This window comes from Tardiphaga alba, assembly GCF_018279705.1.
In the GTDB taxonomy this organism is placed as follows: Bacteria; Pseudomonadota; Alphaproteobacteria; order Rhizobiales; family Xanthobacteraceae; genus Tardiphaga; species Tardiphaga alba.
In genome coordinates, this window is sequence record NZ_CP036498.1 from 1,797,869 (window position 1) to 1,810,338 (window position 12,470).

15 protein-coding genes are annotated in these 12,470 nt (G+C 62.0%); 8 read left to right on the plus strand and 7 right to left on the minus strand.

Annotated elements, in window-relative coordinates; all coding sequences use genetic code 11:
• The first annotated feature begins 62 nt into the window (after positions 1 to 62).
• Positions 63 to 1,025, plus strand: coding sequence for a TAXI family TRAP transporter solute-binding subunit (locus RPMA_RS08470; RefSeq protein WP_211912392.1), 963 nt, complete (start codon positions 63 to 65; stop codon positions 1,023 to 1,025).
• Positions 1,026 to 1,124: 99 nt separating this feature from the next.
• On the opposite strand, the gene RPMA_RS08475 is transcribed toward RPMA_RS08470, so the two are convergent.
• Positions 1,125 to 2,333: an ABC transporter substrate-binding protein gene (locus RPMA_RS08475; protein ID WP_211912393.1), complete on the minus strand. Its 1,209-nt coding sequence runs from the start codon at positions 2,331 to 2,333 to the stop codon at positions 1,125 to 1,127.
• 59 nt (positions 2,334 to 2,392) lie between these two features.
• Positions 2,393 to 3,031, minus strand: a complete 639-nt coding sequence (gene mobA / locus RPMA_RS08480) for a molybdenum cofactor guanylyltransferase MobA (protein WP_211912394.1) — start codon at positions 3,029 to 3,031, stop codon at positions 2,393 to 2,395.
• Positions 3,032 to 3,096: 65 nt separating this feature from the next.
• On the opposite strand from mobA, the gene RPMA_RS08485 reads away from it, so the two are divergent.
• The 4 genes from RPMA_RS08485 (at position 3,097) to RPMA_RS08500 (ending at position 5,952) form a co-directional block, all read left to right on the plus strand.
• The gene (locus RPMA_RS08485; protein ID WP_211912395.1) at positions 3,097 to 3,345 is read left to right on the plus strand and encodes a sulfurtransferase TusA family protein; all 249 of its coding nucleotides are present in this window, start codon (positions 3,097 to 3,099) and stop codon (positions 3,343 to 3,345) included.
• Between the two features lie 201 nt (positions 3,346 to 3,546).
• A complete protein-coding gene (locus tag RPMA_RS08490) occupies positions 3,547 to 5,205 on the plus strand; it encodes an OFA family MFS transporter (protein ID WP_211912396.1) in 1,659 nt (552 codons plus the stop codon).
• A gap of 88 nt (positions 5,206 to 5,293) precedes the next feature.
• On the plus strand, positions 5,294 to 5,551 hold the full coding sequence (locus RPMA_RS08495; protein ID WP_211912397.1) for a hypothetical protein: 258 nt from the start codon (positions 5,294 to 5,296) through the stop codon (positions 5,549 to 5,551).
• A 137-nt stretch (positions 5,552 to 5,688) separates the two neighbouring features.
• On the plus strand, positions 5,689 to 5,952 hold the full coding sequence (locus RPMA_RS08500) for a hypothetical protein (protein WP_249225595.1): 264 nt from the start codon (positions 5,689 to 5,691) through the stop codon (positions 5,950 to 5,952).
• Positions 5,953 to 5,963: 11 nt separating this feature from the next.
• Here RPMA_RS08500 and dapA read toward each other — a convergent pair whose 3' ends face one another.
• On the minus strand, positions 5,964 to 6,902 hold the full coding sequence (gene dapA / locus RPMA_RS08505; RefSeq protein WP_211912398.1) for a 4-hydroxy-tetrahydrodipicolinate synthase: 939 nt from the start codon (positions 6,900 to 6,902) through the stop codon (positions 5,964 to 5,966).
• Between the two features lie 8 nt (positions 6,903 to 6,910).
• Positions 6,911 to 7,177 (minus strand): hypothetical protein, encoded by a 267-nt coding sequence (locus RPMA_RS08510; protein WP_211912399.1) that lies wholly within the window; start codon positions 7,175 to 7,177, stop codon positions 6,911 to 6,913.
• Between the two features lie 148 nt (positions 7,178 to 7,325).
• Between RPMA_RS08510 and RPMA_RS08515 the strand changes: the two genes are divergently transcribed.
• Positions 7,326 to 7,640 (plus strand): DUF6496 domain-containing protein, encoded by a 315-nt coding sequence (locus RPMA_RS08515; RefSeq protein WP_408056515.1) that lies wholly within the window; start codon positions 7,326 to 7,328, stop codon positions 7,638 to 7,640.
• A gap of 109 nt (positions 7,641 to 7,749) precedes the next feature.
• On the opposite strand, the gene RPMA_RS08520 is transcribed toward RPMA_RS08515, so the two are convergent.
• A complete protein-coding gene (locus RPMA_RS08520; protein WP_211912400.1) occupies positions 7,750 to 8,007 on the minus strand; it encodes a hypothetical protein in 258 nt (85 codons plus the stop codon).
• 2 nt (positions 8,008 to 8,009) lie between these two features.
• Positions 8,010 to 8,894, minus strand: coding sequence for a non-homologous end joining protein Ku (gene ku, locus RPMA_RS08525; RefSeq protein ID WP_211912401.1), 885 nt, complete (start codon positions 8,892 to 8,894; stop codon positions 8,010 to 8,012).
• A gap of 97 nt (positions 8,895 to 8,991) precedes the next feature.
• Between ku and ligD the strand changes: the two genes are divergently transcribed.
• Complete coding sequence (gene ligD / locus RPMA_RS08530) at positions 8,992 to 11,694, plus strand: DNA ligase D (RefSeq protein ID WP_211912402.1); 2,703 nt, start codon at positions 8,992 to 8,994, stop codon at positions 11,692 to 11,694.
• Positions 11,695 to 11,757: 63 nt separating this feature from the next.
• Here the strand turns inward: ligD and RPMA_RS08535 are convergent, their stop codons facing one another.
• A complete protein-coding gene (locus RPMA_RS08535) occupies positions 11,758 to 11,922 on the minus strand; it encodes a DUF3309 family protein (protein WP_209842552.1) in 165 nt (54 codons plus the stop codon).
• Between the two features lie 146 nt (positions 11,923 to 12,068).
• Here RPMA_RS08535 and RPMA_RS08540 point away from each other — a divergent pair, with 146 nt between their 5' ends.
• Entirely contained in the window at positions 12,069 to 12,377 is a 309-nt protein-coding gene (locus tag RPMA_RS08540) for a polyhydroxyalkanoic acid system family protein (RefSeq protein ID WP_211912403.1), read from the plus strand.
• Positions 12,378 to 12,470 lie beyond the last annotated feature (93 nt).

Consider the following 12,470-nt stretch of genomic DNA (forward strand, 5'->3'; position numbering starts at 1 on the left):
ATAGAATCCGGGCTTTGCCTATCTGTAGCTGCATCGTCGTCGCCATCGCGTCAGGATGTCTCATGAAGATCGTCATATGGATGTGCGCGGCCGTGCTGATGACGGGCAGTGCGCTGGCGCAGCAGGGAGCGAAGCCGATGTCGTCCAATACCCTCAGCCTGGGCACGGCGACGCCGGGCGGCGGCTTTCCGCTCTATGGGGATGCCTTTGCGGAGGTGATGAATGCCGCCGATCCCGGTCTGCAACTGAAGACGCAGAACACCAAGGGCTCTACCGAGAACATCCCGCTGCTGGAAGAAGGGAAGCTGGATCTCGCGCTAGTGGCGGGCGAGCCGGCCTATGAAGCCTTCAAGGGCATCAAGCGGGCGCCGACAAAGCTGAAGATCCTGACCGCGCTCTATTCAAATCCCGGCATGTTCGTGGTCCGCGCGGACAGTCCTTACAAGACGATCCGCGATCTCGTCGGCAAGCCCGTGGCGTTCGGCGCCAAGGGCTCGGGGCTGGTGTTCCTGTCGCGCTATGTGCTGGACGGGCTCGGCCTCGATCAGGACAAGGATTTCCAGGCGGTCTATCTCGATCGTGCGGGCGATGGTCCGGCCATGGTGCTGGACGGCCGCGTGGCTGCCCTATGGGGCGCCGGTATCGGCTGGCCCGGCTTCAAGGCCATGAGCGAGAGCCCCGGCGGCGCGCGTTTCATCGCGCCGGATGCGGGGGAGATCGCGCAGATCAGGGCCAAGCACAGTTTCCTCAAGCCGCTGCTGGTGGGGGCGAACAGCTATCCGAACCAGCCGGCGCCGATCGCCTCGGTGGGATCGTGGAGCTACATCCTCGCGCGCGAGACGCTGCCGGACGACGTGGCCTATCGTCTGGCGAAGACGCTGCACGGCGCGGAGGCGACGCTGGGCGCGAAACTCGCGCAGGCGAAGGAGACGACGGCCGGGAATACGGTAAGCGCCGCGCCGGAGCTCGCGATGATCCATCCGGGCGTGTTGAAGTATTTTCGGGAAATCGGGGTGGTGAAGTAGTTGTCGTCATTGCGAGAAGCGTAGCGACGAAGCAATCCAGGGCCGCAAGCGAAGGCTGGATTGCTTCGTCGCCAAGGGGCTCCTCGCAATGACGAGCACCTACTTCTTCCCAAACACACACGCCGGATCCGGCGGGCCGAACGCGTCCTCGCCGGAAATCTTCGCGAGGATCTTGTAGTAGTCCCACGGATATTTCGATTCCTCCGGCGATTTCACCTGCACCAGCATGAGGTCGTGCACCATCAAGCCGTCCTCGCGCAGCTTGCCGTTACGCGCGAAAAAATCCTCGATCGGCTTCTCGCGCATTTTCGCAGCGACCTTCAGCGGATCATCCGTGCCGGCCTCCTTGATGGCGTTGAGATAGACCATGGTCGATGAATAGACGCCGGCCTGCCACATGGTGGGCATGCGCTTCATCTTGTCGAAATAGCGCTTCGACCAGGCGCGGGTCTTGTCGTCCATGTCCCAGTAGAAGGATGTGGTCAGCAGCAGGCCCTGCGCCGTCTGCAATCCCAGCGAGTCGATGTCGGTGATCAGCGCCAGCAATGCCGCCATCTGCTGGCCGCCCTTGAACACGCCGAATTCGCCGGCCGTCTTGATCTCGTTGATGTTGTTCGGCGGGCCCGCCGCAATGCCGATGATCTTCGCTTTCGAAGCCTGCGCCTGCAGCACGAATGACGACAGGTCCGAGGCACCGAAGGGCGGGCGCACCGAGCCGATCACCTTGCCGCCTGTCTTGGTCACGACAGCGGCCGCATCGCGCTCCAGCGCATGGCCGAACGCATAGTCATCGGTGATGAAGAACCAGCTGTCGCCGCCGCGCTTCACCACCTCCTGCGCGGTGCCGACGGCGAGCGCACGGGTGTCGAACACCCATTGCATCGTATAGGGCGAGCAGAACTTGCCATGGAAATCCGCAGCACCGGTGGAATGCGTGATGAACAGCCGCTTGCGGTCATTGGCGACATTCTGCACGGCAAGGCCGACGGCAGAGACGGGGACATCGACGATGAGATCGACCTGGTCGACATCGTACCAGCGTCGCGCCAAAGCGGCGCCGACATCGGGCTTGAGCTGGTGGTCGCCGACAATGACGCTGATCGGTTTGCCCAGCACGGTGCCGCCGAAATCTTCCACCGCCATCTGCGCGGCGGTGAGCGAGCCCTGGCCAGACGGCGTCGAGGCCGGGCCGTTCATGTCGGTGAGCACGCCGATCTTGACGACATCGTCGGAGACCTGTGCGGAGGCGGTGGAAGCGAGAAGAGCGAGGGCGAGTGAAGAGATCACGGACAAACGCGTGCCGCGCATGAGCAGTCCTCCCGATGGATTGCGGCTCGTGGCGGCCGCATGTTGGGAAGGAGCTTAGGTCAGGCCTTGTCGTCGAGCAATGCGAGCCGCTCGGCTTCGCCGAGATCTTCCGCCGTATTCGCATTGAAGAACGGATCGACCGGCTCGGTCGGCCAGTCCACCGTCGCCAACCGATAGCGCGCCATGAAACGGCCGACCTGGCGGAGCTGCTCCTTCACCAGCGCGTCGCGTAGTTCATCTCGCAATGCAATGTCCCATAATCCCACCACCGGATGCGTCTGTCCGGCAGACGACGCAACAGCGAGCTGCGCATCCGCATCGCGTCGCGCATGGTGCAAACGCGGTGCGAGATCGCGTGGCAGGAACGGGCAGTCGCCGGGGGCGCTCACCACCCAGCGGATCTCCGGCCGATGCGCGGCGGCCCAGTCGAGCCCGGCGAGAATGCCGGCGAGGGGGCCGGGAAAATCCGCGACGCTGTCGGCGACCACCGGCAGGCCAAACGCCGAGAAGCGCGCGGCATCGCCATTCGCGTTGAGGATCAACGCGTCGCATTGCGGCGCCAAGCGATCGACGACCCGTGTCAGCATGCTACGGCCGGCGATGGTGAGCATCGGCTTGTCGCCGCCGCCCATGCGGCGCGCGAGGCCGCCGGCCAGCAGCAGGCCGAGTGTCGGTGGATGATCATCGATGGTTGCCATGCCGCCTGCATATGACATTCGCCGCCGCCCGGATATAACGCATCCACATCAATCGGAGCGCTTGCGTGGCCGCGACCAAACTCGATCTCACCGGACTGAAATGCCCACTGCCGGCGCTGATGACACGCAAGGCGTTGCGGACATTGTCCGTTGGCGACCGCATCGAGGTTCACTGCACTGACCCGATGGCGGTGATCGACATTCCCGTCCTGGTGCAGCAGTTCGGAGATCGCATCGACAGGTCAGAGCGCCGCGATGCCGTCATCATTTTCATCATCGAAAAAATGAATGCTGCGATAGCAAATGACGATTGAACCTCTGGTATACCACTGAGATAATTGAGAAATTTCGCGAATTGATACTTTTGCCCTATCGACTCCCGTGACGGTCTTTGGTCCTGTTCTAATCAGCTACGCGCGAGAATCTGTCGTCTGCACGCGGCTGGGGATTGATCGACGACAAGACTGTTTCGAAACGCAGTTCGGCTCAGAAGGGTCGCTGCAGGGGAGGAATTCATGACAACAATCGGCAATGCCGGAACTCTGGCCGGCGCCAAGCCGGGCATATTGGACCGTGAGCGCATCATCGCCACGGCGGGCTTCAATCGCTGGATGGTGCCGCCTGCGGCACTTTGCATTCATCTGTGTATCGGCATGGCATACGGCTTCAGCGTGTTCTGGCTGCCGCTGTCGCAGGCGATTCCGACGCCGGCGTCCAAGGAAGTCTGCGACGGCATGTCGTTGATGTCCGAACTGTTCACCACCAACTGTAACTGGAAGGTCGCCAGCCTCGGCTGGATGTACACGCTGTTCTTCGTGCTGCTTGGCGCTGCGGCTGCCATCTGGGGCGGCTGGCTCGAGCGCGTCGGTCCGCGCAAGGCTGGCTTCGTTTCCGCGCTGTGCTGGTGCGGCGGTCTCGCGCTCGGCGCGATCGGCGTTTACACGCATCAGCTCTGGCTGTTGTGGCTCGGCTCCGGCGTGATCGGCGGCATCGGTCTCGGTCTCGGCTACATCTCGCCCGTCTCGACGCTGGTGAAATGGTTCCCGGATCGCCGCGGCATGGCCACGGGCATGGCCATCATGGGCTTCGGCGGCGGCGCGATGATTGGTTCGCCGCTCGCCAACATCCTGATGAACTATTTCAAGACGCCCACCGATGTCGGCGTCTGGCAGACCTTCCTGGCCATGGGCGTGATCTATTTCGTATTCATGACCATCGGTGCGTTCTCGTATCGCATCACGCCGCCGAACTGGAAGCCGGAAGGCTGGACCCCGCCGGCGACCACCAACAAGATGATCACCACCGGTCATGTGCATCTCGACAATGCGCACAAGACCAAGCAGTTCTGGCTGATCTGGCTGGTGCTCTGCCTCAATGTGTCCGCCGGCATCGGCGTCATCGGCATGGCTTCGCCGATGCTGCAGGAAATCTTCGCGGGCAAGCTGATCGGCGCGCCCGACGTCACCTTCAGCCAGCTCTCGGCCGCACAGAAGACTGCGATCGCCGGCATCGCCGCCGGTTTCGCCGGCCTGATCTCGCTGTTCAACATCGGTGGCCGCTTCTTCTGGGCTTCGTTGTCGGACAAGATGGGCCGCAAGAACACCTATTATACATTCTTCATCCTCGGCATCGTTCTCTACGCGCTGGTGCCGACCTTCGCGGCCACGGGCAACAAGGTACTGTTCGTGTTTGCCATCGGCATCATCCTGTCGATGTATGGCGGCGGCTTTGCCACGGTGCCGGCCTATCTGGCCGACATTTTCGGGACCCAGTTCGTCGGCGCCATCCATGGCCGTCTGCTGACGGCCTGGGCGACTGCCGGCATCATCGGCCCCGTCGTGGTGAACTACATCCGTGAATTCCAGATCGCCGCCGGCGTGCCGCGCGCTCAGGTCTATGACTTCACGATGTATATCCTCGCCGGCATGCTGGTGGTGGGCCTGATCTGCAACATGCTGGTGAAGCCGCTCGCGGCCCACTGGTTCATGAAGCCGGAAGAGGTCGCGGCCATGCAGGCCAAGGGCGCGGAAGCCGCGTCCGTCGGTGGCGGCTCCTACGGCATCGGCAAGGGCGGGCTCGACGCCAAGGCTGGCGCGTTCTGGCTGTTCGTGGGCATCCCGCTGCTGTGGGGTGTCTGGCTGACACTGCAAAGCGCAGTCAGGATCTTCCAGTAAGATCGAAGGGACCGGCAGCGAAAGCTTCCGGTCCCTTTTTCTTTGCGATATCACCCATCACACAACAAAGAACATTCGGGGGTTAACGATGACACGCATCACGACCGGCCTGCTGGCTGCTGCCTTCACAGTCGCTTCTCTCACCATTGCCACCGCCCAGACAGCCGCGCCCGCTGCGCCGGCGCCTGCGAAGATGAAACTCACCAAGCAAAGCCTGAAGGACATGAAGGCGAAGTGGAGCGCCAACAAGGGCAAGCTCAAAGCCTGCCGCAAGGACGTGAAGGCCAAGGGCCTCGCCGGCGATGATCGCTGGTTCTACATCGAAGACTGCATGGCCAAGAGCTGAGCCTGACGACGGGACCGTCTCCGTCTTTATGCCGCGCCTATGACGCGGCATGGCGTCCCGTCTCGCATTCCTATGGCGTTGTCCGCATCTTGAAAGCGTCCCGGTGGGTCTGGCCGGGCGCATTCATGAGACGGACAATGACCATGACAATGTTCTTCAATCGCGACACGCAGGCGCATGATTTCTCTGCGGACAGCGCTTATCGCGCTTATCTGATCAGCCGCAACGACGCGCCGATCGTCCATCATTCCGGCGATATCCAGTGGAAACGGCTTCGCGTCTCCATTCGGCAGACGTGGAAACATATCCGGAGCGCGGTCGCTGCCGTGCATATGGCCGTCGTCGCCGACAAGATGCGCCGGGCGCGACATGAGCTGGCGCGTGTCTCCCGCAATAAATAGCGGTGTGCCTGTCACGTCGCCTCATCCGGCCAGGCCCAGATCGCTTCCATCGCTCGTTCGACGACGCGCTGCCCGGCATCATCCAGCGTCACCCGCGGCAGGCGCACCGCCGCATGTCCAAGCCCGCGCAGGCTGAGTGCATGTTTCACGGCAGATGACACCTGCTCCGGCGAAAGTGCCTCGGCCAGCGGCATCAGCATGTCGGAGATCGTCGTCGCATAGCGCGGACAACCTTTTTGTGCGGCGACATACATGCCGCGACAGAGCTGCGGCGCGACATTTGCGATAGCTGACACCACGCCGTCGCCGCCGCTGAGCAGATAGGGCAGGGATGTCGCATCCTGTCCCGTGAGCAGCCGGAAGCCAGGTGGCAGCAGCGGTCGCAGGCGGGCGAGCCGCGATGCGTCGCCGCTGTCGTCGCGCAAGCCGATGACGCGAAACGAGGCGGCGAGATCGATGATGGTGTCATCCGCCAGCGCCCGCACGCAGCGCGTGGGTGCATCATGCAGGATGACCGGCAGCGTCGTGGCATCGAGGATGGCGTGGAAATGCGCAGCGATGCCATCCGCGGTCGGCTTGTTATAATAGGGCACGACCGACATGGCCGCATCGGCGCCCGCCGCCTGCGCCATGCGCGTCCATGCGATGGCGCGGGCCGTACAGTTCGATCCAGCACTGGCGACGACGCGCAGGCGTCCCCGCGCGATGCCGACGGCGGTTCGGATCAGCGTCATGCGCTCATCCTCGGTGAGCGTGTCACCTTCACCGATGGTGTCGCCGACCACGACGGCGCTGGCGCCGGCACAGACCTGGCGCTCGCACAACCGCGCAAAGGTGAGGAGATCGAGGCCGCCACGCGCATGAAACGGTGTGGCGAGATCGGCAATGATGCCATGCAGCCAATCGTGAGCATGAAAGGCTGCATGGGCCGGATGGGGGCGTGCAGACATGACGGGGATCAGGCGACGCGGCGCTGCGGCAGTGCGAGCGGCTGCATCGCGGCAAATGAGGGTGCGCTCATGTCGAGCTCGACGAGACCCGCTGTCTCAACGATGGAGTCGGGGTGGTGGCCGTTTTCAAACAGCGCATAGCGCAAGGCAGCGTGGCGGGTTTTGAACAGACCGCCGAACAGGCCGCTCTGCTCCTGCGCGACCCATTCGCCGCGGCTGTTCTGGCCGATCAGGACGAGGGCAGATCCATACAAGGGAGGTTCGAAGCTGGTCACATTGGTCTCCTGCAACAACACGCTCAGGCGTGTGGCTGCAAGATGATCGGCAGGGCGTTTGAAAACGAGATGGAGCGAAGCGCTGCGTTATAGGCGTGGCATAAATGCCGGATTGTCGCAGGTGGCGAGCGCGAGCGAGGAACCATCATTGGCAGCGACGATTGGAATTTCTGCCGAAGTCAGGGAGCGTGTCATGGCGAAATATTCCAAGGCGACTGCAAAGAAGGTCGCGCGTGCCGTCAAGAAGGCCAAGAAGGGCACGCTGAAAAGCGGAGGTTCCGGCAAGAAGGTGACGAGCCGCAAGCAGGCGATCGCCATCGGTCTGTCGGAAGCGCGTGCCGAAGGGAAGAAGGTGCCGAAGGCGCCGAAGAAAAAGACGGCGAAGAAATCTGCTGGGAAGACAGTCAAAAAGGTTGCTACGAAAAAGAAGACAAAGGAGAGAAAAGCGAAAAAGAAATCATGAATTATCGCCCGTCATTGCGAGGAGCATAGCGACGAAGCAATCCAGTTTTCTGAGAGATGGATTGCTTCGTCGCCAAAAGGCTCCTCGCAATGACGGAAACGGGAGTCCGTCACTTCGTCTGCAACGACGCTTTCAGCAGGTGATCCTTGCATTCATCGGTCTGACCTGTCGCAAGCTTCTCGCTGGCGGCGCTGATCTCGTCCGATGCGGTCTTCTTCTGCTTGCCCTCCGGCATCTTCGCGATGGCCTCGGCGACGAAGGCGATGTTCGATGCATTGCACTCGCGTGCTTGTAGCTGTTGTGCCTGCGCAGACGGCATCGTCGATAACACGGTGATCACCACCGCAAATGTCAATTTCGTCATCATGTTCAACTTGCCTTGCGATGCCGTGCCGCCGAGCGCCCGGCCTTTTTCGCCGGCCGCTTGCGTGCCGCGGGCCGGCGTGCAGCGGAGGCGCGCTTGGTCGGGGACTTGCCGCCCTTGAGGCTGGCCTTCAATGCGTCCATGAGGCTGACGACATTGTCGTCTTTCTCCTCCTTCGGCGCTGTCTTGATCGGCTTGCCCGCTGCCTTGCGCTTCACCAACGTTTTCAATGCAGTCTCATATTCATCCTTGAATTTTTCGGGATTGAAATGCGCCGCCTTGCTGTCGAGGATATGCGTCGCCAGCTCGATCATGTCCTTGGAGACTTTCGGGCTCTTGATGTCGTCGAAATAGTCGGCCTCGTCGCGCACCTCATAGGGATAGCGCAATGTGGTGCCGAGCAGGCCCTTGCCGAGCGGTTCGATGGCGATGACATGCTCGCGATTTGTGAGCACAATGCGCGCCAGTGCCACGCGGTCCTGATCCTTCATGGCGTCGCGGATCACGGCAAAGGCGTCGGCGCCCGCCTTGCCATCGGGCGCGATGTAATAGGGATTGTTCAGATAGCGGCGGTCGATCTCGTCGCGCGGCACGAAATTGTCGATATCGATGGTGTGGTTGCTCTCGATCTGGACGGATTCGAGTTCGTCCTTTTCGATCTCCACATATTCGCCCTTGCTGATCTCGTAGCCGCGCGTCTTCTGGTCCTTTTCCACCACGTCGCCAGTCTCGGCATCGATCATCTGCTGCTTCAGCCGGTTGCCGGTGTCGCGATTGATCATGTGGAATTTGGTTTTCTCCACCGTGGTGGAGGCCGGGTACAGCACCACCGGGCAGGTCACCAGCGACAGTTTGAGGGAGCCTTTCCAATAGGCGCGGGGCGGGGCCATGCATCCTCCAACTCGGTACAAATTGCTTGCTGCGCCAATCGCTTGCGCGCGTGGAACTTCAACCACGGCTCTCCGTTTTGGTTCCGGTCCCCACCTGATGGCCTCCGGAGTATGCGTCGTGGCCGATCGCCAACTATCGATTTACCGCAAGAAGCGCGATTTCGCGCAGACCCGGGAGCCGTCCGGCAAGATCGTCGTTGCGCCGGCCAAACGGCCGCGGTTCGTCATTCAGAAACACGACGCCACGCGGCTGCATTACGACCTGCGGCTGGAGATGGACGGGGTGTTCAAATCCTGGGCGGTGACGCGCGGGCCTTCGCTCGATCCCGCCGACAAGCGGTTGGCGGTGGAGGTCGAGGACCATCCGCTCGACTATGGCGATTTCGAAGGGACGATCCCGGAAGGCCAGTATGGCGGCGGCACGGTGCAGCTCTGGGACCGTGGCTATTACGATGCCGAAGACGCCGCGAAAGGTCTGAAGAAGGGCGACCTCAAATTCACGCTGGACGGCGAAAAGCTGCAGGGCGGCTTTGTGCTGGTGCGGATGAAGCATGACCGCAATGGCGGCAAGCGCACCAACTGGCTGCTGATCAAGCATCGCGACGAACATGCGGTGGACGGCGATGGCGCGGCGATCCTGGATGAGGATGCCTCGGTGGCCTCCGGCCGCAGCATGGAGGCGATCGCGGACGGCAAAGGCCGTGCGCCAAAGCCGTTCATGATTGGCAAAACCGCGAAGATCAAGAAGGACGCCGTGTGGGATTCCGGCGAAGGTGAAGCCGCGGATGCGCGCGCGAAAAGGGACGTGAAGACGAAGGCGAATGCCGCGAGAAAAGCGCCGGCCAAGCGCGTCGCGAAAGCGAAGAAAGCCACGCCAAGGAAAGCCGCGACGATACCTGGCTTCGTCGCGCCGGAACTGTGCATCTCGGTGGATCGCCCGCCGTCTGCTGCGGGCTGGGCGCATGAAATCAAGTTCGACGGTTATCGCATGCAGCTTCGCGTCGAGAGCGGAGCTGCGACGCTGAGAACCCGCAAAGGGCTGGATTGGACTGATAGTTTCCCGGCCATTGCCGAGGAAGCGGCCGACTTGCCGGACTGCATCATTGATGGCGAGATCGTCGGGCTCGATTCATCGGGCGCGCCGGACTTCGCTGCGCTGCAGGCGGCGCTTTCCGATGGCGAGACCGATACGCTGATCTTCTTCGTGTTCGACCTGCTGTTCGCCGATGGCGAGGACCTGCGCAAATTGCCGCTCGAACAGCGAAAGGAGCGGCTGAAAGCGTTGTTGGTGAAAATGCGCGGCCGCCGCAAGGAGGGGCTGATCCGCTATGTCGATCACTTCACCAGCGGTGGCGATGCCATCCTGCAATCGGCCTGCAAGCTGTCACTGGAAGGGATCGTCTCGAAAAAACTGTCGGCGCCCTATGCGTCCGGTCGCTCGAAGAACTGGACCAAGGCCAAATGCCGTGCCGGCCATGAGGTGGTGATCGGGGGCTGGAAAACCACCAATGGCAATTTCCGCTCGCTGATGGTCGGTATGCACAAGGGCGATCATCTCGTCTATGTCGGCATTGTCGGCACCGGCTATGGCGCGGACAAGGTCAAGCGCATCATGCCTGCGCTCAAAAAAGCAGCCGCGAAGCAGTCGCCATTCGGCGGCGACAACGCGCCGGCTGGAGGTCGCGACGTGCACTGGCTGAAGCCGGAGCTGGTGGCAGAGATCGAATTTGCCGGCTTCACCGGCGCAGGCATGGTGCGGCAGGCATCGTTCAAGGGATTGCGCAAGGACAAGCCGGCGGAAGAGGTCGAAGCGGAGGAGCCGCAGACGACCGCACTCGCCAAGCCGAAGCCGAAGCGCGCGGCGAAGAAGGCGGCGAAGAAGACTGCGAAACCATCGTCCAAATCAGCAGACGTCATGCCTGTCGCGCTGTCGAATCCCGACAAGGCGCTTTGGCCGGATGCGGGGGACGACGAGCCGGTCACCAAGCGCGATCTCGCCGCCTATTTCGAAGCGGTGGGGGACTGGATGATGCCGCATCTGAAGGGCCGGCCATGCTCGGTGGTGCGCGCGCCGGATGGGATCGATGGGCAGCAATTCTTCCAGCGTCACGCCATGGCGGGGACGTCGAACCTGCTCGAACTCGTCAAGGTCTCCGGCGATCGAAAGCCCTATCTGCAAATCGACCGTATCGAAGGGCTCGCGGCCGTCGCGCAAATGGGCGGGCTCGAACTCCATCCGTGGAACTGCGCGCCGGGCGAGCCCGACGTGCCCGGCCGTCTGGTGTTCGATCTAGATCCGTCGCCCGAAGTGAAATTCGCAGCGGTGATCGCAGCCGCACGTGCGTTGAAAGAGCGATTGTCGGCGCTTGGCATGGAGAGCTTTTGCAAGACCACCGGCGGCAAGGGCCTGCATGTGGTGGTGCCGCTCAAGCATGGCACGCGCGACCGGGTGGAGTGGAAAGTCGCGAAGACCTTTGCGCAGGCTGTGTGCCAGCAGATGGCCACGGATGATCCGGAGCGCTACCTGATCAACATGTCGAAGGCGAAGCGGACCGGAAAGATTTTTTTGGATTATCTGCGCAATGACCGCATGGCGACGGCGGTGGCCGTCCTGTCGCCGCGGTCTCGTGCGGGTGCGACCGTGTCGATGCCGCTGACTTGGGCGCAATTGCGCGGCGATCTCGATCCGAAGAAGTTCACGCTGCGCAGCGTGCCGGCGCTGCTCGGTAAGAGCAAGGCGTGGGCGAATTACGAGAAGGCGGCCTCATCGATCAAGGCGGCGATCGGAAAGATGAAGTAGGCGCCTGTCCACGAAAAACGCGCGGTTCGTTTTGAACCGCGCGCTCCTCAATTCAAATCTCGCTTACAGTTTACCGAGCAATAGCAGGATCAGCAGGATCACCACCACAAGGCCGAGGCCGCCGCCGCCATAATAGCCGGTGCCGTAGAACGGCCCGCCGCCGATGCCGCTGAAGCCGCCGAGCAGGGCGATAATCAGGATGATCAGAATGATTGTACCTATCGACATATGGTTCTCCTCAGCCTTCGTCAGTTGTCGTTCTGTTAGCTGCGGTGAAAACGCGCAGTCTGTCGCAAGGTTCCAAAGTTGAAACCGGCAAGGAGCTTTTGCTGGTGGATGGGCGTTATGAAATGACGACCACAAGGATGTCTGCCATGTCGCGACCGCTCACCGTTTCCATTCCGCATGCACTTGGCCGCGATGAAGCCGCGCGGCGCCTGAAGAGCGGGCTCGCGCGCGCCACGACCCATGTGCCGATGGTCAAGATCGAGGATGAGCGCTGGGATGGCGACCATCTCGATCTGCGCGTCCGCGCCATGGGGCAGGTGGCGTCGGGCCGCGTGGATGTGGGTGACGACCGCGTCGATGTGGAGGTGACACTGCCGTGGCTGCTGCAGCGTTTTGCGGAGGTGGCGCAGGCAACGATCAAATCGCGCGGGAAACTACTGCTGGAAAAGAAGTAGGATGTTGCATTGCTTTGCAGCATAAGTTGGCGCGCTTCCGCGTGCGCTGCACACGTATGGACGCGGTAACCTCTCGCAAACAATTTGATGAAA